The organism is Clostridioides sp. ES-S-0048-02, from assembly GCF_020658495.1.
Taxonomy (GTDB): Bacteria; Bacillota; Clostridia; order Peptostreptococcales; family Peptostreptococcaceae; genus Clostridioides.
This window is the reverse complement of record NZ_JACVWH010000008.1, coordinates 123,434-145,616: the sequence shown is the minus strand read 5'-3', so window position 1 is coordinate 145,616 and position 22,183 is coordinate 123,434. Positions and strand designations below refer to the sequence as shown.

General features: G+C 27.5%; 19 protein-coding genes and 1 riboswitch. Of the genes, 12 read left to right on the top strand and 7 right to left on the bottom strand.

Going from position 1 to position 22,183, the window contains the following annotated elements:
- Nucleotides 1-125: 125 nt before the first annotated feature.
- Nucleotides 126-1,082 carry a diguanylate cyclase domain-containing protein gene (locus IC173_RS12445; protein WP_227835050.1) on the bottom strand — a complete coding sequence of 319 codons (957 nt, stop codon included), beginning with the start codon at nt 1,080-1,082 and terminating at the stop codon, nt 126-128.
- A 720-nt stretch (nt 1,083-1,802) separates the two neighbouring features.
- Between IC173_RS12445 and IC173_RS12440 the strand changes: the two genes are divergently transcribed.
- From IC173_RS12440 to IC173_RS12420, 5 genes are all read left to right on the top strand, one after another.
- The gene (locus IC173_RS12440; RefSeq protein WP_227855672.1) at nt 1,803-2,798 is read left to right on the top strand and encodes an ATP-binding cassette domain-containing protein; all 996 of its coding nucleotides are present in this window, start codon (nt 1,803-1,805) and stop codon (nt 2,796-2,798) included.
- Entirely contained in the window at nt 2,785-3,639 is an 855-nt protein-coding gene (locus IC173_RS12435; protein ID WP_227855671.1) for an ABC-2 family transporter protein, read from the top strand. The genes IC173_RS12440 and IC173_RS12435 overlap by 14 nt, the downstream gene beginning before the upstream one ends.
- Nucleotides 3,639-4,430: an ABC-2 family transporter protein gene (locus IC173_RS12430; RefSeq protein ID WP_227855670.1), complete on the top strand. Its 792-nt coding sequence runs from the start codon at nt 3,639-3,641 to the stop codon at nt 4,428-4,430. The genes IC173_RS12435 and IC173_RS12430 overlap by 1 nt, the downstream gene beginning before the upstream one ends.
- A 28-nt stretch (nt 4,431-4,458) precedes the next feature.
- Entirely contained in the window at nt 4,459-4,998 is a 540-nt protein-coding gene (locus IC173_RS12425) for a CDP-alcohol phosphatidyltransferase family protein (RefSeq protein WP_227835053.1), read from the top strand.
- A gap of 165 nt (nt 4,999-5,163) precedes the next feature.
- The gene (locus tag IC173_RS12420) at nt 5,164-5,628 is read left to right on the top strand and encodes a hypothetical protein (protein WP_227855669.1); all 465 of its coding nucleotides are present in this window, start codon (nt 5,164-5,166) and stop codon (nt 5,626-5,628) included.
- 155 nt (nt 5,629-5,783) lie between these two features.
- Here the strand turns inward: IC173_RS12420 and IC173_RS12415 are convergent, their stop codons facing one another.
- Together IC173_RS12415 and IC173_RS20995 are read right to left on the bottom strand one after the other, a co-directional pair.
- Entirely contained in the window at nt 5,784-6,923 is a 1,140-nt protein-coding gene (locus tag IC173_RS12415) for a nucleotide disphospho-sugar-binding domain-containing protein (RefSeq protein ID WP_227855668.1), read from the bottom strand.
- Nucleotides 6,924-7,049: 126 nt separating this feature from the next.
- Nucleotides 7,050-7,223: a TetR/AcrR family transcriptional regulator gene (locus tag IC173_RS20995; protein ID WP_413927553.1), complete on the bottom strand. Its 174-nt coding sequence runs from the start codon at nt 7,221-7,223 to the stop codon at nt 7,050-7,052.
- Nucleotides 7,224-7,387: 164 nt separating this feature from the next.
- On the opposite strand from IC173_RS20995, the gene IC173_RS12405 reads away from it, so the two are divergent.
- The 3 genes from IC173_RS12405 to IC173_RS12395 all read left to right on the top strand — a co-directional run bounded on the left by IC173_RS12405 (nt 7,388) and on the right by IC173_RS12395 (nt 9,967).
- Nucleotides 7,388-8,038 carry a PadR family transcriptional regulator gene (locus IC173_RS12405; RefSeq protein WP_227435647.1) on the top strand — a complete coding sequence of 217 codons (651 nt, stop codon included), beginning with the start codon at nt 7,388-7,390 and terminating at the stop codon, nt 8,036-8,038.
- Between the two features lies 1 nt (nt 8,039).
- The gene (locus IC173_RS12400) at nt 8,040-8,990 is read left to right on the top strand and encodes an SDR family NAD(P)-dependent oxidoreductase (protein WP_227435656.1); all 951 of its coding nucleotides are present in this window, start codon (nt 8,040-8,042) and stop codon (nt 8,988-8,990) included.
- 263 nt (nt 8,991-9,253) lie between these two features.
- Nucleotides 9,254-9,967, top strand: a complete 714-nt coding sequence (locus IC173_RS12395; protein WP_227855667.1) for a response regulator transcription factor — start codon at nt 9,254-9,256, stop codon at nt 9,965-9,967.
- Between the two features lie 75 nt (nt 9,968-10,042).
- Here the strand turns inward: IC173_RS12395 and IC173_RS12390 are convergent, their stop codons facing one another.
- Together IC173_RS12390 and mgtA are read right to left on the bottom strand one after the other, a co-directional pair.
- On the bottom strand, nt 10,043-11,572 hold the full coding sequence (locus IC173_RS12390; RefSeq protein WP_227855666.1) for an ABC-F family ATP-binding cassette domain-containing protein: 1,530 nt from the start codon (nt 11,570-11,572) through the stop codon (nt 10,043-10,045).
- 643 nt (nt 11,573-12,215) lie between these two features.
- Nucleotides 12,216-14,906, bottom strand: a complete 2,691-nt coding sequence (gene mgtA / locus IC173_RS12385; protein ID WP_227845363.1) for a magnesium-translocating P-type ATPase — start codon at nt 14,904-14,906, stop codon at nt 12,216-12,218.
- Between the two features lie 360 nt (nt 14,907-15,266).
- Nucleotides 15,267-15,425, bottom strand: a riboswitch (M-box (ykoK) riboswitch).
- Between the two features lie 410 nt (nt 15,426-15,835).
- Between mgtA and IC173_RS12380 the strand changes: the two genes are divergently transcribed.
- The 3 genes from IC173_RS12380 (at nt 15,836) to IC173_RS12370 (ending at nt 20,197) form a co-directional block, all read left to right on the top strand.
- Nucleotides 15,836-18,715: an EAL domain-containing protein gene (locus IC173_RS12380; RefSeq protein WP_227855665.1), complete on the top strand. Its 2,880-nt coding sequence runs from the start codon at nt 15,836-15,838 to the stop codon at nt 18,713-18,715.
- Nucleotides 18,716-19,079: 364 nt separating this feature from the next.
- Nucleotides 19,080-19,541: an Lrp/AsnC family transcriptional regulator gene (locus tag IC173_RS12375; RefSeq protein ID WP_413927552.1), complete on the top strand. Its 462-nt coding sequence runs from the start codon at nt 19,080-19,082 to the stop codon at nt 19,539-19,541.
- Between the two features lie 71 nt (nt 19,542-19,612).
- Complete coding sequence (locus IC173_RS12370) at nt 19,613-20,197, top strand: DJ-1/PfpI family protein (RefSeq protein ID WP_227481826.1); 585 nt, start codon at nt 19,613-19,615, stop codon at nt 20,195-20,197.
- A gap of 4 nt (nt 20,198-20,201) precedes the next feature.
- Here the strand turns inward: IC173_RS12370 and IC173_RS12365 are convergent, their stop codons facing one another.
- Nucleotides 20,202-20,525: a winged helix-turn-helix transcriptional regulator gene (locus IC173_RS12365; RefSeq protein ID WP_227855664.1), complete on the bottom strand. Its 324-nt coding sequence runs from the start codon at nt 20,523-20,525 to the stop codon at nt 20,202-20,204.
- 154 nt (nt 20,526-20,679) lie between these two features.
- Between IC173_RS12365 and IC173_RS12360 the strand changes: the two genes are divergently transcribed.
- Nucleotides 20,680-21,198 (top strand): nitroreductase family protein, encoded by a 519-nt coding sequence (locus tag IC173_RS12360; RefSeq protein WP_227435671.1) that lies wholly within the window; start codon nt 20,680-20,682, stop codon nt 21,196-21,198.
- A gap of 391 nt (nt 21,199-21,589) precedes the next feature.
- Here IC173_RS12360 and IC173_RS12355 read toward each other — a convergent pair whose 3' ends face one another.
- The gene (locus tag IC173_RS12355) at nt 21,590-22,090 is read right to left on the bottom strand and encodes a B3/4 domain-containing protein (protein ID WP_227855663.1); all 501 of its coding nucleotides are present in this window, start codon (nt 22,088-22,090) and stop codon (nt 21,590-21,592) included.
- Nucleotides 22,091-22,183 lie beyond the last annotated feature (93 nt).

The window sequence follows — 22,183 nt, the reverse complement described above, 5'->3', positions numbered from 1 at the left end:
AGATAGTCAGATGAACAGATACAGAGCCGATAAACTTGTTGGCGATAGCAGTATATCGGCTCTGTGTCTGTGTACTTTTTATGTTCCTTTAGCATTCATATTACAAATACATCAAATAATACTGCTTAAAACCAACTAAATTTTCCTTTGTTGTTTCTTTTTGTATAATATAGAGCATAATCAGATTGTTTATATAAAGATTGAAACGTATCTAAGTTGCTTTCTAGTTTTGATATGCCTATAGAGCAAGAATTGATATCAGAACATAACTTTGCAACTTTTTTTGCTTTATTTTCAACATCTTCCTTAGACTGATTGATATATTCAAATACAGCAAATTCATCTCCTCCAAGTCTTCCAATAATAGCATTATTGGTAAACACTTTAGTCAAAACATTAGCAAATTGTATTAATATTTCATCTCCTCTAATATGACCAAATATATCATTTATTTGCTTAAAATTATCTAAATCAAAAATATAAAAATACCCACATGAAGTAGTTTCTAGCATTTCTTTTATATGTACTTCAAAAAAATGACGATTATATAATCCAGTCATAAGGTCTTTTTCTGATTTCAACTTAAATTCATTAGCCATAGCTAGAGCTTCTTTTGCTTTTTCAGTTATTGTTTTAGGATAGTATTCATCTTTTACCTGATCAAAGTTTGGAATAGAATGGTGTATATGGAGCAGTGTGATTTTACCATCTATAACTTTATATACCATAGTAAATCGAGTATCCATTTCTACATATATGTCTCTTTCTAAGTACTCTTCTTCTATTACCCATAGAGTTCCATATACTATAAAAGTTTCATTTGTAACTTTAGTACATGAGTACCACTCATCTATAATTTTAAAATTTATTTCTTCTGATTCTATTTGGTCTTTTTCAAGATTTATAATGAAGTTCTCTAATGATGTATAGAATTCATGTTTTCCTGTTCCAAACAATGTAAAATTATCATCTAATAAAGACATGATAAATTGTAAGCCATCCTCGTCTGGATTTAAAATATAAATGTGCCAGATTTTCTTTGATAAATCACATAATTGTTCTTGTATTGTATTATTTTCCATAGAGTAACCCCTTAAGATTTGTAGTTTATAATTCTTTTAGTTAGTACTATTTATTTGGATGCTTGTTACAATATTATAATATAGAATTAAAAAAATTGCATCTGACTTGTACAATAGTGTACTTTATAAGAAGAAGCATAGGGTAATCATCTCTAATGTAAATAATGTATTTTTAAATTTTGCTTAAAGCAATTAATGAAATTTAATTTCAATTGTAAAGAAATAAAATAAATTTAAATATATGAGCATCTTAAATTATACTTGAATATAAAAAAATTTTATGGTAAACTATCAGCAATAATATTAGTAAAGGAGTGTCTTGCTTGATGTCGGAGTTATATATAATGGTAACCAACAAGTAAATAGTTGGAGACGCATAGGTATTCTGTTTAATCAGAATTTTTAAGTGTATTTTTGATACATTTAATTGTTGTGTCTTGTTCTGCCTTTATAGATAACTAACATATGACAACAAATAATAATATTATTATATATTACTTTGTTAAATTGTGGTGTAGTGGGCTTTAATCTGCTACACCTTTATTAATTTTACATAGTGTTATTTTGAATATAATTATGTTGAAATAGAAAAGATTAAATTTTCTAGTCCACAGGAGTTTTCTGTTTTTGTGTAGGTAAATATGTATACCACATAAAAAGGCAGATATGAATACCTGTGGACTTTTTTTGTAGAAAATACAAGATATGGAGGCAATAAAAATGAGTATTATTGAGCTTAATGAACTGACTAAATCTTATAGGAGATTTGAGAAAGAACCAGGATTTATGGGAAGCATAAAATCTTTATTTAATAGAAAATATACAGAAAAAACAGCTATATCATCCCTTAATTTAAAAATAGAGGAAGGAGAATTTGTTGGATTAATAGGTAAAAATGGAGCTGGAAAAACAACTCTTGTCAAAATAATGACTGGAATTATTGCTCCATCTTCTGGAAAAATTTCTGTCATGGGTTATTATCCAAATAAGTTAGAAAATAACTTTAAAAAACAATATGCTGTTGTTATGGGGCAAAAAAGTCAGCTATTTTTTGAATTGACGCCAGCAGATACATTTCTTTTATTTAAAGAGTTATATGATATATCTGATGAAGAGTATAAAAAGAATTTGGATTATTTTATAGAGTTGTTTGAAGTATCTGATTATCTAAATGTTCAAGTTAGAACACTTTCTTTAGGAGAAAGAATGAAAATGGAGCTTATTGTAGCACTTCTTCATAATCCTAAAATTTTATTTTTAGATGAACCAACAATAGGTCTAGATGCAGTGGCACAAAAACAAATTAGGTATTTTCTGAAAGAAGTAAATAAGAAAAAAGGTACTACAATAATGCTTACCTCTCATTATATGGAGGATATAAAGAGCCTTTGTAGTCGAAGTATTGTCATAGAAAATAGTCATAAAATATATGATGGCTCTACAGATGAATTATTTAATCATTTTCAAAAATATAAGAAAATAACAGTTAGCTTCACTGAGGAAACTAAAATTTTATTTCCAAAAGACTATAAGATTATTGAGCAAACAAAACATAAAACATCAGTAATTGTACCAAAAGAAAAAGGTAATGAAACTGTTAAATGGATTTTTGATAAGTATGATGTTGAGGATGTAACAATTGAAGAAGAAGATATAGGGAATGTTGTAGAACGAATATACAAAGAAGGATGTGAAGAGTATTATGAACAACTATAATGAAGCATATTCAAGACAATCATTGTTTTATAGATTTAAACAAAATATAAGAAAGTACTATGAAATAGCTAAAATTAATTTCAAAGTACAACTTATTTGGAGGTTTGATGTAGTAGTTAACATGATGTTTACTATTATAAAAATTTTATTTGCTTATATTTTGTGGAAGGCAATTTTTGGTGAAAATGACATAGTTTCTGGCTTTACATTTAATTCAATGTTGTCCTATTATATAATAAGTTCATTTTTATCAGGTATTGATATGTCAAGAAGTACAAGTGAGGAGATATGCAATCGTGTAAAGTTGGGTACATTTTCAAAATACATGATTATTCCGATTGGTGCACAAAATTATTTTTTTGCTAAAAATTTTGGAATGACCTTTTTTTACTTAGTATTTAATATGATTTCTGCTTTTGTATGGATTTTTATATTTAAAATAGATTTTGCTTTTACATCAAATCCAATACAAATTTTAATTTCAATTTTGATGATTTTCTTAGGGCTTATTTTTATGATGCAGCTTCATTTCTTTATTGGAATTTTATCATTTAAATTTCTAGAGATTGGTTTTTTTAGAATGATGATCGATAACATAACTGAATTTGTTACAGGAACAATGATACCGCTTGTTCTTTTACCAGAAGTTGTAGTAAATGTTATGAAATTGTTTCCATTTTATTACACAACCTATTTACCATCTATGTTGTTAATAGGTAGAAATAGTAATGATGCAGTACAAGGACTGATTATTATAGCATTATGGGTTTTATTCTTCTTTATAGTAAATAAAATTGTCTATAAGAAGATGAGAACACTATTTGATGGGGTGGGGATATAATGAAAAAAAAATTTAAAATAATATTTATGTTACTAAAAATGAAATTATCAAAAATGATGGTGTTTAGATTTGATTTTTTTGGAGCATTTTTTGTAGATAGTTCATTATTTATATTACAATTGTTAATGTTTAATGGCATTTACTCTCATGTAGATTCAATAGGAGGTTGGCTGCGTGGAGAGATGATAATATTTATAGGAACTTTTTCATTAATAAATGCTATAAATATGACCATTTTCTGTTTTGGAATTTATGATATTCCACGCAAAATTCAAGAAGGAGAATTAGATTATTATATTACAAAGCCAATAGACCCATTGTTTAGATTGACATTTGAGAATATTAATATCGGTTCATCACCTTTAATTTTGGCAAGTATACTTATAGTTGTATATGGAGTATCTGGATTAAATTCAGAAATAATTTTTGCTATGGTACTGGCATATACATGTATGGTGTTATTGATGACATTGCTTTTTTATGATGTGTGTATTATATTTCGGACAATTCCATTTTTTGTTATATCATCCTCGGCTATAATGAGATTGGAAGATAATTTACTACCAATGAATATGAAAATTCCAGGTGTAATTTATGAAGGTATTTTTAAGCTACTATTTTATTTGATTTTACCATATGGAATTATGTCAACAATCCCAACTCAAATTTTGTCTGGGACATTAACAATAAAAGGATTAATCTACTCAATTAGTATTGTATTTGTATTTACAGTATTTATGTGGAGGTTTTGGAAATTAGGACTGAAACATTATAAAAGTGCAAGTAGTTAATAAATTTTCAGTTTAGAGGTGACAAGGAATGAAAAATATAGCAAATATTATTACTATACTTAGAATCATTTTATCAATAGCTTTGCTCAAAATAGAGATGTTTTCTTCTTTATTTTTTACAGTCTATATTATGTGTGGAGTAAGTGATTTTCTTGATGGATATATAGCTAGAAAAATGAATATAGAAAGTAAGCTTGGCTCAAGGCTTGATAGTATGGCTGATATATGTTTAGTAATATCAATGTTTATTATTATGCTTCCAGTGATAAATATTTCAAAATATATAGTATTATGGATATTAACAATTGTCCTTGTTCGAATTACATCAATAATTATAGTGATTCGTAAATACAACACATTTGCTATATTACATACATATGGAAATAAATTATCTGGTTTTATGTTATTCTGTTTACCTTTAGTTTATAATATTATGAATACAAATTTACTTGCAAGTATAGTTTGTGTTGTAGCAAGTATCTCAGCCACTGAAGAAGTAATAATACATATATTATCTAAAGAGTTAAAAATAGATATTAGTAGTATTATAGAAGTACTTATTTCATAAACCTGTTTCATATGATACTAGACAATAGAAACTAAAATTTATGTAAGTATTGATTAAAAGATGAAAAATAATTAGATTAAAGATTAAGGTATTATACTTATCATATATGATATTATAATAGCAAGATATATTAAAACTCTATTTAAATAATTATATATAATTTTTATGGGATTATATACGATTGTAGATACTATATTTGTATCTAGATTTGTAGATACAAATGCTTTATCTGCAATTAATCTTGTCTGTCCTATTATTAATATTATTGTTGGACTTGGAACCAGGCTTGCTACTGGAGGAAGTGCTATTGTAGCTTGCAAGATGGGGAATGGATATGGATGGAGCAAAGAAAATTTTTACTTTGACTATATTATCTGTAGATATAATTGGAATACTAATTACCAGTATAGGTTTACATCATCTATGTTTACAGCATTATCTAATGGAAAGATATCTGCAATACTATCTTTTTTACGTACATTTGGTTTTATAGCTATAGGTTTATTGACATTACCAAATATCTTGAATATAGATGGAATATGGTTAGCAGTGCCAATTGCTGAGCTTTTAACCTTATTTTTAACAGTTAGTTTTATATATAGATATAAGAATAAGTATAACTATATATAAATACAATAATAAATATAATTAATATATATCTTTTTCGACTGTACATCATTTAGCCCATAAGTAACGATTTTTCATTTATTTATGGGCTTTTATTGTATTCTTTCCTTTGGATTCATTCCTTAACTGACAAGTTTGTTCCTAACAACAGTACGATTTTAATGTTCTTTTACCATTTTGTTATCCATATACTGAATAATCAAATCAGCACCAAATTCATTACCACCTGCATTTCTAATTTCTTTTTGCATAAGCAATATACTTTGAGCTATAGTCGAATCATTAAGAACAGCTAAGGTAGAATTTTTAAGAATGTCACTTGTAATGTGTTTGTGAGAAATCTTTTTTCCTAAGTTTAAGCGTTCAATTTGCTGTGCGTTAGTTGGTTGGTCACTTATAAACGGAATAACCACCATAGGAACGCCAAAATAAAGAGACTCCATAACACTATTTAAGCCACCATGAGTTATAAAAACACTTGCTTTTTCTAATATTTCAAGCTGTGGTACAAAAGGGAAAATATAAAAATTATTTGGTATCTTACATAAATCTGATATATTTATTGAATTACCAACAGATATAATGACAGTTACATTTTCATCTTTAAAAGCATTGATACATTTTTTGTAAAATGACATTGCTTTATTTACAATTGTACCTAGAGCAATATAGACCAAATTATTTTTTGATTTTGGCAATATAAATTCATTTTTTTTATTACGTTGATAAATAGAGGTACCCAGAAACTTAAATTTATTTTCTGAAAAATCTTCTGCATATGGTTGGAATTTTTTTACAGTATATACAAGATTAAGTTCTGGAGGATTTTCAGTAATCTCTTTTAACCAAGAATCAGTCTTTAATTTAATTCCCTTTGACACTTTTTTAGTCCATCTACGACATACCCATTCAAAACGAAATACACTTAACACGCCACCCGAATTAATAAATTCTTTCATCAAAACTTTATTAGTAGCTGGTGCAGTAATAATCCTAATAACAGGTTTATTGAATCTCTCTGCTATATGTTTTCCTAGAAAGAAAAAATGCTCATAAATAATTAAATCGAATTCATGTGCTACCTTTATAGAGGCTTGATAGACATTTTTTATTTGAATAGAAAGTTTTTCGTTATCTTCATAATAAAGGAAATCAGCTCCCACTTCTAAGACTTTATCTTTCCATTCTTCAGTTAGTAAGTATGTTACAGAATTACCTCTATTCACTAATTTTTCCACTAACCCAAGGGTAGGGTATACGTGTCCAGAAAAAGGTAAATTTATAAATAAAATTTTCATAATCAAACCTCCTTAAAATGTTTTTATTATATATTCACTTTGTAAATATAAGAGGTGGAACTTTTAACGTTCTACCTAAAAATTCAGAAATAACTGTATGCTGTTTATTTTTATTGGACCTTATTATTAACTAATTTGTAAAATAGTGAAATGCTCTAATGATTTGTAAAATAGCTCTTGCTTAGAGCTAAAATAATGATAAAACATTCCAACTTCTCCATTAACCTTATTTAATATCATGCTAACAGAGATGATTTCATACCCATACTTTAAGAATAATTGAATAGCAGAATTTAGTATTTCTTCTCTTTTTCCTCCTTACTAAAGCAGATTTTCTTGCCATAAAATTAGCATCTTATTTTTAAATAAACAGAATATTGTAAGGTGTTACTTTGACTTTTTTAGTGATTGATTTTATCTATTAGAAATGTTGCTATTAGTAATATAAAAGGAGAGTAAATAAAATGGACAAAATTATTTTAGGATTACTTATGCTTAAGAAGCTGACAATTTATGAACTGAGAAGTGTCATAGAAATGAATTTCACTTCGATGTGTAGCAACAGTATGGGAAGTATTCAAGCGGCAATAAAAAAGTTGCTTGAAAAGAAGATGATAGTGTATGAAGAGTTTGTTGAAAATAGTGTCAATAAGAAATTTTATTCATTAACGGATGCAGGAAAAGCATGTTTTTTAGAATGGGTAGAGACGTCTATGGTTGCAGGTAAAGTGAAGGATATGGAATTAAGTAAATTATTTTTTATGGGATTTGTTCCAACGCAAAAAAGATTGTCACTAATTCAATCTTATATTGTTGACCTCAAAAAGGAAAGAGAGCAGTTGGAGAATATCAAAATACAAGACATCAATGTTGCAAAATTACAGTATATTACCTATCTAGAAGAAAACCAAGAACAGTTTAATCACTTTTTACAAGATACTGAACATTCCAACATACAAAGAGATATTCAAGATATAATTGATTTTGAGTTATTGACCTTAAAGTTTGGAATTGACAGGACAAATTTTGAAATAGCATGGTTTGAAAATTTAAAGAAGAAATTAATTAATGAGTGGCCAAACAATAGTCAGAATCAAGGAAAAGGGGGTAGCTAACATGAAAGGAACTGTAATAATAACTGGAGCTAATTCAGGGATAGGAAAGGCAGCAGCATTTAAGTTTGCATCAGAGGGTTATAGGATTATAATGGCATGTCGTAATATTCAGATTAGTGAACCCGTGTGTCACGAAATTATAGCTAAAACTAAAAATATTAATGTGGATTTGCTTCAACTAGATATTTCATCGAGACAATCAATTTATAGTTTTTGTGAGACCTATAAAAAAAAATACAATGTATTGGATATCTTAATCCATAATGCTGGACATTTTAAACATGGAGAAAAAAATTTTCAACGAAGTATTGATGGTATAGAATTAACATTTGCTACCAATCTATTTGGGCCAGTTCTTATGACCAATTTATTATTGGATATGCTTGCTAAATCAAAAAATCCTAAAATTCTAAATGTATGTAGTACAAATATAAAGCATTTTTTTGATGAAAGAAGAAAAATTAATTTTGGAGTTTTAAGTGGTGAAACTGTAGAAGATAAAGAATATAATTCTTATAAAATTTATGGAGATTCTAAAATAGCTTTACTTATGGTTACAAGTATGATGAAACAAGAATACAAGCCTTATAATATAAGTGTAAATGCAATTATGGTTCCAGCAACAAAAATGAGTAAAGAAACAATTAAGAAATTTAATTCGTATTGGAAAGTACTTGCATTTTTACAAAACATTATTATACCAAAATCAGAAATTATTGGAGAGGCTTACTTTTCGATTTGCACCTCTAATGTTTATACAGGTATGACTGGAAAACTAATAAATCACCAAGGAAAGATTGTTGAAATGGCTAATGACTCAATATCATTTATAAAAAGCATTACAAGCACAGATGTTTATCCACCTTATGTCAATAACAAAGAGACAATAGAGAAAGTATGGACTATATGTAAACAATATGTTGAAAATGCTAAATGTAATTTGCTAGCATAACACATATAATTCATAAGGTTATTATAGCAACAACATAATCTTATTAATATTTCTAAAAGGATGGAATATTCTTGATAATTCTGTTCAAATTTTATTTAATTGTTTGAATTAATATGAGAAAGATTACAATTAGCTATAATTTAATTTATAATTGATATGTACTTGATTTTGTTTAATTATTTGAATATACTTTAAGCAGAACGCATAGAGTTAGAGGGTTAGTAGATAAAAGACAATAACTCTTTATTAGGAGTGATTTTACTATGGAAACATACTTTGATAAGAAAATATTACTTGTTGATGATGAAAAAGATATAATAAATTTAATTGAGGAAGTATTGATAAAGGATGGCTTTAAAAATATTGTTAAAGCTTATAATGGCTTAGATGCGATTTCTTTGTGTAAGATAGAATGTCCAGATGTTGTTATTCTCGACATAATGTTACCTGATGTAGATGGCATAGAAGTGTGCAAAAAAATTAGAGAGTTTTCATATTGTTCAATTCTCTTTCTTTCATCAAAAGATGATGATATTGACAAAATACTTGGTCTTAGTAGTGGAGGAGATGATTATATAACAAAGCCATTTAGTCCAAGAGAAGTTGTTTTTAGAGTCAAAGCTCAGTTGCGTAGACAACAATATCAAAGTGTTGTATCATCAGAAAAATCAATAATTAGGTTAGGTAATATTACAGTTGATACAGAAGGATGCCGTGTGTATAAAGATGAAAATGAAATTGAGTTAACAGGTAGAGAATATCAACTTTTAAGTTATATGGCTCAAAATTTAAATAAAATTATAGGAAAAGAAAGTCTTTATGAACAGGTATGGGGTGTATATAGTAGTATATGCGACAATACAATTATGGTACATATAAGACATCTAAGAGAAAAGATTGAAGATAATCCTTCAAATCCTAAAATACTTATAACAGTCAAAGGGCTTGGATATAAGCTTGTGAATAGAGTTGATTAGGATGAATTTTAGTGATTGTTTTTTAGGCACTCATTTATGAGTGCCTATTAATATGCTTATACTTTAGTAAAATATTTACGATTTCAAATTAAATACCTTGTCAATCCAACCTTTATAAAACTTTTCTTCGTGAGAAACTAAAATAATACTTCCCCTAAATTGTTTCAAAGCATTTTGTAAAGCATCTTTTGTTTCTGCATCAAAGTGGTTAGTTGGTTCATCTAAAATCAAGAAATTACAAGGTGACAACATCACACAACATAATTTAACCTTAGACTGTTCACCACCACTTAGTGTGGAAACACTTCTTGAAACATGTTCTTCTTTTACACCACACTTGGCTAAAGAGCGTCTGATTTCCTTTGTGCTTAATTTTGGATATATATCTGCCATTATTTGAAGTGGTGTTTTAGTAGGATTTTCCCATTTTAAATCCTGCTCATAATAACCAATTTTTATCTGGTCAGAAAAGAGGAAGCTTCCAGAAATACAAGGGATATCTTTAACCAATGTTTTTAACAAAGTGGATTTACCAATTCCATTAAATCCAGTTATAACTACTTTTTGACCTGCATTAACAGAAAAATTTAATTTTGGTAGTAATGGATAATAGTATCCAACTTCAAGATTAGTTACTGTGAGTGTGTTTTGCACAGATATTTCAATTTCTGCAAATTGGATACATGGTTTTCCTGTAAAGTTAGGAGGAGCTATTTTTTCTATTCTATCCAATTGTTTTTGTCTTCCTCTTGCAATTTTTGAATTTACACCAGCCTTATTTTTACGTATAAATGTTTCTTCTTTTTCTATTTTCTTTTGTTGCGCTTGATATTTTCTAATATAATCCTCTCTTAAGTGTGATTTTTGTTTAAGAAATTCTGAGTATTTTCCATGATACTTTTTAATCATTCCAAATTCTATATCGAGAATACCTGTGGAAATTTTTTCTAGAAAGTCGAAATCATGGGAGACTACAATAAATGCACCTCTAAATGTATTTAGATAATTGGCAAGCCATTCAACATGCTCTTTGTCTAAAAAATTTGTTGGTTCATCTAATAATAAAACTTCATAATTAGAAAGTAGTAATTTTGCCATAATTACTTTTGCTCTTTGACCTCCACTAAGTTCCCCAATAATACGATTCATTCCTATTGAATCTAGTCCAAGACCATTTGCTACCTTATTTATTTCATTGTCTATAGAGTAGAAATCACTTGCTATTAATTGCTCTTGATAAGTTGATGCCTTAATAAGTTGTTGCTCATTTCCAGATATAGAACTTTCTTGATATAGCAAATTCATTTCTTTCTCTATTTTATAGAGGTCTTCAAATGCAGTGTGTAAATACAATGATATTGTTGTATCTCTATTAATATCTGCATATTGGTCCAAATGACCTATTTTGATATTAGGTTGCCACTTAATCTCTCCTGTATCTGGGATAACTTCTCCTAATAAAATTTTAATTAAGGTGCTTTTACCTACACCATTTTGGCCAACCACACCTATATGTTCGCCTTTAAATAAATCAAAGTCAGCTTTTTCGTACAGTGATTTATCCATAAAACACTGTGATAAATTATTTACTTTTAATAAACTCATAATTCGAACTCCTTTTTTACTATAAAAATTTTATGAAAATAAAAAAGCAGAGGAATAGCATTATAAAATGCCGACCTCTGCTTTTGGAAAAACAAAAGGCCATAGATAAGCATTGCTATCTATGGCCATAAAATCTATATATCTATCGGCAAATAGGTAAATTTAAATAAGCATAGCTAAAAAACTACACTAAACCTATATTTGCCGATGAAGATAGAAGCTTTAAGCTTCCAGATTAACCTCTACACAACGCTTCATCATATACATTTGTGTAGAGTTAAGTTTTCTAACAAGTTTAACTAATTTTATATAAATCATAATTATTCACATCCTAATCTCAATATTAATTCTAATTCATTTATATTTAAATTGTACTATTGTACTTTTGATTTTTTTATTTAATTTAATACATATATCACTAATTATAGCTTAAATCATGTTATCATAATACTTAATTATAGTCAATATAAAAGATATTTTTACACAAGAACTTTTATAATACAATAAGTTTAAGTTATATTATAAAAATAAAGGATATGAATTAATTACAATAAAATAGAAGCTACTTACAAGATTTTAAAAAAGTAAATAGCTTCTTTTATTTGAATATATTTATATATTATATATTATATAAATATTTAAATTATAGCAATTCTCCATATTTTTTTATAAAGATTTTTTTTATCATAGTTACCAATACCATATAAGATAAGATAGTAAAAATTAACCCTATAAAATAGATATTTGGTAGTGGAATCATACCAATAGCATTTCCAAATGATGTATAAGGTATAATAGTTCCAATTGTAATTCCTATTGTTGTTAAGAGCGTTAGTCTCCATGAAGCTCTACTTTTAACAAATGGAATGTGTGGAGTTCTTATCATATGAATAACCAATGTTTGAGACCATAAAGATTCTACAAACCATCCTGCATGAAATAGAGATATAAAACCAAGTTGACTTGTAGTATCTAAGCTATGAAAACTTCCGCCAAATACTCTTGGACATATGAAAAAATACATTAATATATATGTTGTAATATCAAATATTGAACTAGTTGGACCAATCCAAGTCATAAATTTACTTATAGATGATGAGTCCCATTTTCTTGGGATTTTTAGATAATCATCATCTACATTATCCCATGGAATAGTTATACATGAGATATCATAGATTAAGTTTAGCACTAAAATTTGAATTGGTAACATTGGTAAAAATGGTAGAAATGCACTTGCTATTAATACAGAAAACATATTGCCAAAATTAGAACTTGCTGTCACCTTTATATACTTTATAATATTTGCATATGTTTTTCTTCCTTCAATAACACCTTCTTCTAATACCATAAGGTCTTTTTCAAGCAGTATAATATTTGCACATTCCTTAGCAATATCAACAGCTGTATCAACAGATATTCCAACATCAGATTCTTTCATAGCAGCAGCATCATTTATACCATCACCCATAAAACCAACCGTATGACCATTTCTACGAAGAGATGCGACTATACGAGATTTTTGCTCTGGAGAAAGTTTTGCAAATATACTTGTACATTTCACCATTTCATCAAGTTTAGTATCACTCATGTCTTCTATATCTGAACCAAGTAGGATATTTTTAACTTTAATGCCTACTTGTTTACAAATACATTTTGTTACTGCATCATTATCACCAGTTAGGACTTTTACATCAACTCCATTTTCAAGTAATGCTTTTATAGCATTAGCTGTACTTTTTTTTGGAGGGTCTAAAAATGCAAGATAACCTATTAAAACCATGTTACTTTCGTCAGAAACTGAAAAAGAATCTATAGGTGAAGGGTTGTTTTTTTGGGCAATGCCTAAAACTCTCATCCCATCATCATTATACTTAGAAACAGTTGTAAGAATTTCCTTACGTATTTCATTAGTGATTAACTGAATATCACCTTTATATTCAACATGAGTACAAATTGATAGCATTTCTTCAATAGCACCTTTTGTAATAAGCTGAGTTTTTCCTAGTTTATTTTTAACAACTACACTCATTCTTCTTCTATTGAAATCGAATGGGATTTCATCAATTTTTGTGTAGTTTTTCCAAAGTTCTTGCATACCATTTTCATTTGCATGGTTGATAATAGCTATATCCATAAGGTTCTTAAGACCTGTTTGATGGTAACTATTTAAAAATGCATGACGAAGAACTCGTCTATCTTCCTTGCCATGAATATCAAGAGAATATTCTAAGATTACTTTATCTTGAGTCAAAGTTCCTGTTTTGTCAGTGCAAAGTATATCCATAGCACCAAAGTTTTGGATAGAACTTAAGTTTTTAACAATAACCTTTTTCTTTGACATAGCAACTGCTCCTTTTGCAAGGTTTGCAGATACTAACATTGGTAACATTTCTGGTGTAAGTCCAACTGCTACTGAAAGTGCAAACAAAAATGCTTCTGTCCAATCACCTTTTGTAAAGCCATTTACAAAGAGAACAATTGGAACCATGACAAACATAAATCTTATAAGTAACCATGAAACTGAATTAACACCTTTTTCAAAACTTGTTATAGTTTTTTTATTTGTTATTTGTTGAGCAATAGAACCAAATATAGTACAATCACCTACTGCAATGACAATAGCTATAGCTGAGCCACTGATTACATTACTACCCATAAATGCAAGGTTGTCTAAATCAAGAACATTATTTGAAGTACTTTTTTTAGTATTATAAAACTTTTCTATTGGTTCACTTTCTCCTGTAATAGAAGACTGACTAACAAATAAATCTTTAGACTGTAATATACGTACATCAGCTGGAACCATATCACCAGCAGCAAGATGGATAATATCTCCAACTACAACTTCTCTTAGTGGTATTTCCACTAATTCTTTAGAATTACGCATAACTGATATAGTAGTATTTACCATTTCACTTAGAGCTTGAGCTGCTTTTCCAGAGCGAGATTCTTGAATAAATTGCAATAGACCACTTATAGTTACCATTGTTAAGACTATAATAACTGTAGTTGCATTTTTATCATCAGGTTTTGCTAAAATAACATCTGTAATAAAGGAAATTATAGCTAAAGTAAGAAGTACAATAGTAAAGGGATTTATAAAAGATTTTATAAGTTTTTTTATAAAAGAATCACCTTTTTTTTGAGTGATTTCATTTTTGCCGTACTTATCTTGCATTTTATTAACCATTTTTTCACAATAGCCATTATAAGAATTTTCATATTCGTTTAATAAAATACAGGCGCTCATTGTAGCTGAATCAATTAAACGTTCCTTTGAAGTTGAACTAGATGAAGTTCTTGTAATAAATTTTTTATTTAATTTTTTTATCATGTCTAAATCCTCCTTAATAATTATCTGTTTTGTACAGAAAAAAGGAAGTAAAGACATAAGCCTGTGACGAAAACACATCGCTTATTTTATATTTATTAAAAACAGGTAGAAGAAATAAGACGTACAAAATAGTACATGTATTCTTCAAATAAGTGACTACTTCGCCCGACAGGGCTTATGCTACTACTACTTCCTACGTCCATTTTCTCCACCTCCTAAATTCAAAATATATAAGCCTATAATAGACAAATAGGTATTAAAAAATCCCTTGTCAAAGCAAGAACAATGACAAGGGATTTAAATCCATATAAAAATAACCAAGGTATAAAAACCTAAGTATATTTATAAAACAGTACAAACTGTTTCATTCATCGTTCAAGCTTTAACTTCATAGGGCGATGAAATTGCGTTAGATTATGCCTTGGAATCGACATAAACTGTTGACCTTCTCATAGTGTCTCCACTATTTTGCGGCAGCAACCCGTATCCCTATGGTAGCCTCACCTACCGAAATATTTAATTTCTCTAAAATTGTAAGCTATAAAAAAATATTTGTCAATAGCTTGAAAAAAACTAAGTACAGTTAATATTTTCTATTACTTGCTATAAATTACATATTTTTCCCTAGCAGAATATATTCATAAAATATTGCGACTTATAAAATCAAAGGTGTAGTATTGTTGAACTTTTAATGGTATGCTAAGATATTTATATAATTATAATAAATAAAAATATATAATTACTATATAAAGTTATACTTTTAGAGTAATCACTAAAAATATATGTTTATTTATTCTTAGATAAACATATATTTTTTTAAGTATTAAGTATAATGATAAGTTTATGTATGATATAAATCTAAGTAATGTATTATTAGAATGATTATAAATAATTTGAGGGAAGGTTTTATATGAGGGGGGATAAAGTTTGTGTCAATTAAGAGACTGATTTTCATCGTATTTTTAATTAATTGTATGATATTTATGTGTTTTCCAATACAATCACTTGCAAAGACAGAAAAACGTGTTATAAAAGTAGGTTTTTTTGATTTTGAAGGATATCATGATTATGATAAAAATGGAAATAGAAATGGGTATGGATATGAATATCTTCATGAGATTGCAAAGTATACTGGCTGGACATATGAGTATGTATCTGGTACATGGGAAGAGTGTCAAACTATGTTAGAAAATGGACAGATTGATTTACTTACTTCTGCACAATATACAAAAGAACGTGCTGAGAAATTTGATTTTTCAGAGGTACCTATGGGAAGTAGTTATGCACGACTTACAGTAAAAAGTGGAAATTCAAAGTATACACCAAATGATTATAAAAATTTTAATGGAATAAAGGTTGGACTACTTTATGGAAATAGTAGAAATGAACATTTAAAGAAATTTGCAAATGAAAAAGGATTTAATTACACATTTAAATATTTTAAAAATCAGGAAGAATTGGAAAATGAACTAAAAAATGGAAAAGTAGATGCTATATTAACTAGTAGTTTGAGAAAAGTCAAAAATGAAAGCGTAATTGCGCAATTTGCTCCATCCCCATTTTATTGTATTGTAAAAAAAGGTAACACTGAACTGTTACAAGATGTAAATGAAGCTTTAGAAGATATTGAGATGGACAATCCAGCATATAAGTTTAATTTATATAGTAAGTACTATCAGTCTAGTAATAAAGATACATTTATTCTTTCCAGGGAAGAAAGCAATTACTTAAAAAGAAATAATCATATACGTGTAGTAAGTATGCCAAACTCATATCCATTATCATATTTAGATACAGGTAGACTTAAAGGTATTGTACCAGATATATTTGATTTAATTGTAAAAGAGCTTGGATTAAGTATAGATTATGTAAAAGCTAATTCATATAAAGAATCGATTGATATGGTAAAAGAGGGAAAGGCAGATGTTATATGTTTTTTTAATTCAGATTATGGGTGGTCAGAGCAGAATGGAATTAAGATTACATCTCCTTATATGACATTGAACTATAGCATTATAACTAAAAATTATAAAAATACCAAAATTGATAATATAGCTGTTGCTGAGAGCGATACATTCAATGATGAGTATATCAAAGAACACTATAAAGGTAGCAATATTCAAAGATATAAATCTGAAGAAAAAGCTATAAATGCAGTAAAAAGTGGAGATGCAGATGCAGCATTTGTAAATACATATTCTGCTGAAGACTATATACAAAAAGATTATAATAATTTAAAAGCAATTCTAGTTAATGATTATAAAACTAATATATCTTTAGGTGTTGGAAAAAATATAAATCCAACATTATATTCCATTTTGGATAAGAGAATAAATGCACTTAATAAAGATGAGTATTCAGAAATTATTGCAAAGCATACAATTTTTCAAGACTATAAAATTAGTTTATCACAGTATATTCATCAGCATCCAGTTCAAACAGTTTTAATTTCTTTTTGTTTCTTTTTAGTTATAATAGCAGTACTTTCTTATGTTATTGCAATCAACAAAAGACATTCCAATCATATTTTTGATTTGGCATTTAAAGATGTAGAGAATGGAGTTTGGAATTACAATGGATTTGAAGATCAAGCACCACGAATTCTAGAAAAGCATAGAGAAAAATTTTATACAGTAATTGCTTTTGATATATCTAAGTTTGCTATCATAAATGAAAATTATGGTAGAGATTCTGGAGATATGATTATAAAAGAAGTTGCATCAGTTTTGAATAGCGTTATTGGAGACAGGGCATTAATAGCTCATGTAAAAGCAGACCATTTCCTTTTACTCCTACCCTATGATTTAAAAGAAGATTTGGAATTAACTCTTATTGATATAAGTAAAAGTATTTCATACTTTGAAGTTAAGGGGATTGGCATTAAAGTAAAGGCAAATTTTGGAGTATATATTATCAAAGAGCAAGACATTGTTATTACAAAGGCTATTGATTATGCTGAAATTGCTAGAAGAAAAGCAAAAAGAAGTAATTCATCTATTATATATTTTGATGAATCTCTTAGAGAAAGTCTTAACAAAGAAAAAGAGATTGTTGATAGGATAGATTATGCATTAGAACATAATGAATTTCAGGTTTATTATCAACCTAAGTTTGATATGAGAACAAATAACATTATTGGTGCAGAAGCACTTGTTAGGTGGAATCATAAAGAACTTGGATTTATGAATCCAGGAGAATTTATACCTATACTTGAAAAGAGTGGTGGAATTATAGATGTTGATTTTTTTGTGTTAGAAGAAGTATGTAAGTTGACAAGATTTTGGATAAGTTCTGGAGTTAAACCCATTTCAATCTCTGTAAATCAATCAAGAGTACATTTTCAGAAAAAAGATTATATAAATAGATTACAAAGTTTGCTTGCTAAATATGATATACCTAAAAGCATCATTGAACTTGAGATAACTGAAAGTCTATTTGAAAATGATAGTATATCAAATGATATGATAAATGAGATTAAGGAACTTGGTTTTTTAATTTCTGTTGACGATTTTGGTTCTGGATATTCTTCATTACATCTTCTTAATCAAGTTTCTGTAGATATTCTTAAAATAGATAAATCTCTCTTAGATAATTCTGAAGGAAAAGGTAAGGTAGGTAAGATTATTAGTAAAGTAGTTGAGATGGCAAATGACTTGGGATTAGAGGTGATTTGTGAGGGTGTTGAGAGGATAGAACAAGCAGAATTTTTAATGAGTATTGATTGTTACTATGCACAAGGTTATTTGTATGCAAAGCCTATGCCAAAAGATACATTTCTTAAAGAAGTAGATAAATTTAAAGGTATGTAAAAGGATACATATAATATATGTATATAGAGAAATACATATATTATTAATACTAAGTAATGATTGTAATTTTATAAATATATAAATTATAATCATTACTTTTTTTATAAAATAAAAAAGTTTGTTACTATAAAATAATAATTCGAAGAGTATTAGCTTTACACTTAGAAAAATTTAGTTGATATACAATAAAAATACTAATTTTAATTTAGTTTAAATATTTTAAGTGTGTCATGTATGTTGTATTTAATTAGTTTAAAAATTTAATGATAAATACTATATTTCATTAAATTTTATTGAAATAATTTAAATTATTTACTTATTTTAAATTATTAGATAAAATTATATTAAATAATTAAGGAGGTGAATAGACATAGACGAGATAGATTTAAAAATAATTAATTCTCTAAAAAAGAACAGTAGAGCCTCAACTTCTGAAATAAGTAGACAAGTTAATCTATCAATACCAGCAGTTTCAGAGCGTATAAAGAAAATTGAACAGTCAAATATAATTAAAAAGTATACTATTCAAATCAATCGAGAAAAAACAAAGTATAAACTTTTAGCTTTCGTATTTATCAATACAGATTTATCTAAAAGTATAGAAGAGTTTAAGAAGACTATGTTGGAGTATGACACTGTATTAGAATGTCATCACATTTCAGGAGAATATGATTATTTAATAAAAGTATTAGCAGAGGATACAAATGAACTTGAAGAATTTATATCAATAACTTTGAAAAAAATTAGAGGAATCCAGAAAGCTAATACAACCATTGTTTTATCAACAATTAAAGAGGAAATTAATACAATCAAAGATATTTTTTAGATAAGCATATACTAAAATATTGATTATATTAATACCTACTTTCTTACATATTTTTAGGAGGAAAATACAATATGAAAGTTTTAGTTTTTTTAGCAAAAGGTTTTGAAACTATGGAATTTAGTGTATTTGTAGATGTTATGGGATGGGCTAGAAATGATTATGATTACGATATAGATGTAGTAACTGGTGGATTTAAAAAGCAAGTTGTAAGCACATTTAATGTTCCAGTATTAGTTGACAAAACAATAGATGAAATATGTGTAGATGATTATGATGCATTAGCTATTCCTGGAGGATTTGAAGAGTTTGGATTTTATGACGAAGCATATGATATATCTTTTTTAGACTTAATAAGAGAGTTTGATGCAAAAGGGAAGATAATTGCTACTATTTGTGTAGCAGCTTTACCTGTTGGTAAAAGTGGTGTTTTAAAAAATCGTAAAGCTACTACATATCATTTAAAAGATGGTCAAAGACAAAAACAGTTAAGTAAATTTGATGTAAATGTAGTCAATGAGCCAATTGTTGTAGATAGAAACATTATAACTTCATATTGTCCAGAAACTGCACCACATGTAGCTTTTAAGCTTTTAGAAATGTTGACATCTAAGGAACATATGGAAGTTGTAAAATTAGCTATGGGATTTAAATTATAATAAATTAAAGATTATTTAAGTAATCAGAACCCCAATCACACATAACATCTAAAATAGGAATAATGCTTTTTCCAAAATCAGATAATGAATATTCAACTTTTGGAGGTACAACAGGATAAACAACTCTTACAATTAAGCCATCTGTTTCTAATTCACGTAATTGTTGAGTTAGCATTTTAGCAGTTGCTTTAGGTATTAATTTTTTAAGTTCATTAAACCTTAATGTGGTATCTTTAAGATGCCAAAGAATAAGTGTCTTGTATTTACCAACAATCAATGCAAGGGTTGCTTCTATAGAACAACTGTAATTACTTGAACATTTTTTCATTTTTTTAGACCTCTCAATATATTTTGAAGTACCCTTTTTGGTACTATGTTACAAAAAAGTACATTATTGTAATATATAATTATAGTGATAAGATTATAGCATAGGTTAAATAAATCATCAACTTAGCCTAATAAAATGATAGGGGGGGAAATAAATGAATTTTGTTGAAATCGCAAAAAAAAGATATTCTTGTCGTAATTATCAGGATAAAAAGGTTGAAAAAGAAAAGCTTGAGAAAATTTTAGAAGTTGCTAGAGTAGCTCCAACAGGGGGTAATCGTCAGCCTCAAAGATTAATTGTAATACAAGAAAAAGAAGGTCTTAATAAAGTTTCTAAGGCTGCGAATATATATGATGCACCATTAGCAATTATCGTATGTGGGGATAAGGATAAAGTTTGGACAAGACCTTTTGATGGTAAACAACTTACAGATATTGATACAAGTATAGTTACTGATCACATGATGTTACAAGCAACTGAACTTGGATTAGCGAGTGTATGGGTATGCTATTTCAATCCAGATGTAATTAGAGAAGAATTTAATTTGTCAGATAATCTTGAGCCAGTAAATATATTACTAATAGGATACGAAGTTGGAACACCAGAAAGTCCAAATAGACATGATAAAACTCGTCTTCCTTTAAATGAAATTGTTTCTTATGAAACTCTTTAGATATAAAAGTAAACTATCTATATGAGATATATAATGAGTTATTTTTTAAAATAAAGTTTTATAAAAAGTTAATACTTATATAAAATTAATTTTAGTGAAGTATATATCTAGTTGAACAATGATGTATACTTCACTATTTTAATTACTTAGAATACCCACTAATACTTTGAATATCTGCTAAGCTTAAATTTTCATTATATTAACTAAAATACATCGATATTAATTAAAATACATCAATTAAATCAATTTTCGAGTCTGGAAAACCACTTAAAATATAATCCTTTATATCACTTAGGTGGTTATAAATTTGTTTTTCATAAATTCCATCAGGAGCATATACAAAGTATAGAATATTTTTAGTTTTTTTTGTAATTTGTGTACGATTATCTGGTCAATTAAGAATACTAGATAGTATACCAAGGTTATCTGATAAAAATAAATCGTCTTTTGTTAGAGTTTGCTTTCTTTCTCCTATACCATAAAAATGTTCATTTTCATTTGCTAAATCTATTTTTAAAGGCAATTCTATCTTATCAAGGTCATGTCCTGCTGTTAGAAGAAGATTTTTTAATTCTGCTAAAAACATTGCTTGAATAGGCAGATTTACATTTGGAATACCTTTTGATTTTAGTAAAAGGGATTCTAATTGAAGTAATACAGGATAAGTTTTTTTAAATTTTTTATAATACTTTATGTAGTTGGAAAGAGGCTCTGTTTTAATTTTTTCTTTGCGATTGTATTCAGGGTTTTGTGCAATAATATTTTCAATTTCAGAGTTTTTAAGAAGTAAAAAATTTTCTTCATTAGGTGTTGAATAGGTCATATTTACAATCATAACTCCAAATTTAATATTGGGATAAATTTCCTTTGTGTTACTTGATATTTCTAACATAATTTAGACTCCTTTTAATTTTTTGTTTTATGGTATAATCTTAGCAAGTAAAAAATGGATTTTGTAGTTCCATTTTTATAGTAATTTTATAGA

Bases quoted from the DNA above. Each gene is read 5' to 3' on its own strand.
- IC173_RS12400 (WP_227435656.1), top strand. From the start codon at position 8,040: ATGAAAGGAACTGTAATAATAACTGGAGCTAATTCAGGGATAGGAAAG.
- IC173_RS12435 (WP_227855671.1), top strand. From the start codon at position 2,785: ATGAACAACTATAATGAAGCATATTCAAGACAATCATTGTTTTATAGA.
- IC173_RS12355 (WP_227855663.1), bottom strand. From the start codon at position 22,090: ATGTTAGAAATATCAAGTAACACAAAGGAAATTTATCCCAATATTAAA.
- IC173_RS12420 (WP_227855669.1), top strand. From the start codon at position 5,164: ATGGGATTATATACGATTGTAGATACTATATTTGTATCTAGATTTGTA.
- IC173_RS12370 (WP_227481826.1), top strand. From the start codon at position 19,613: ATGAAAGTTTTAGTTTTTTTAGCAAAAGGTTTTGAAACTATGGAATTT.
- IC173_RS12395 (WP_227855667.1), top strand. From the start codon at position 9,254: ATGGAAACATACTTTGATAAGAAAATATTACTTGTTGATGATGAAAAA.
- IC173_RS12360 (WP_227435671.1), top strand. From the start codon at position 20,680: ATGAATTTTGTTGAAATCGCAAAAAAAAGATATTCTTGTCGTAATTAT.
- IC173_RS12390 (WP_227855666.1), bottom strand. From the start codon at position 11,572: ATGAGTTTATTAAAAGTAAATAATTTATCACAGTGTTTTATGGATAAA.
- IC173_RS12445 (WP_227835050.1), bottom strand. From the start codon at position 1,082: ATGGAAAATAATACAATACAAGAACAATTATGTGATTTATCAAAGAAA.
- IC173_RS12365 (WP_227855664.1), bottom strand. From the start codon at position 20,525: ATGAAAAAATGTTCAAGTAATTACAGTTGTTCTATAGAAGCAACCCTT.
- IC173_RS12425 (WP_227835053.1), top strand. From the start codon at position 4,459: ATGAAAAATATAGCAAATATTATTACTATACTTAGAATCATTTTATCA.
- IC173_RS12405 (WP_227435647.1), top strand. From the start codon at position 7,388: ATGGACAAAATTATTTTAGGATTACTTATGCTTAAGAAGCTGACAATT.
- IC173_RS12440 (WP_227855672.1), top strand. From the start codon at position 1,803: ATGAGTATTATTGAGCTTAATGAACTGACTAAATCTTATAGGAGATTT.
- mgtA (WP_227845363.1), bottom strand. From the start codon at position 14,906: ATGATAAAAAAATTAAATAAAAAATTTATTACAAGAACTTCATCTAGT.
- IC173_RS12430 (WP_227855670.1), top strand. From the start codon at position 3,639: ATGAAAAAAAAATTTAAAATAATATTTATGTTACTAAAAATGAAATTA.
- IC173_RS12415 (WP_227855668.1), bottom strand. From the start codon at position 6,923: ATGAAAATTTTATTTATAAATTTACCTTTTTCTGGACACGTATACCCT.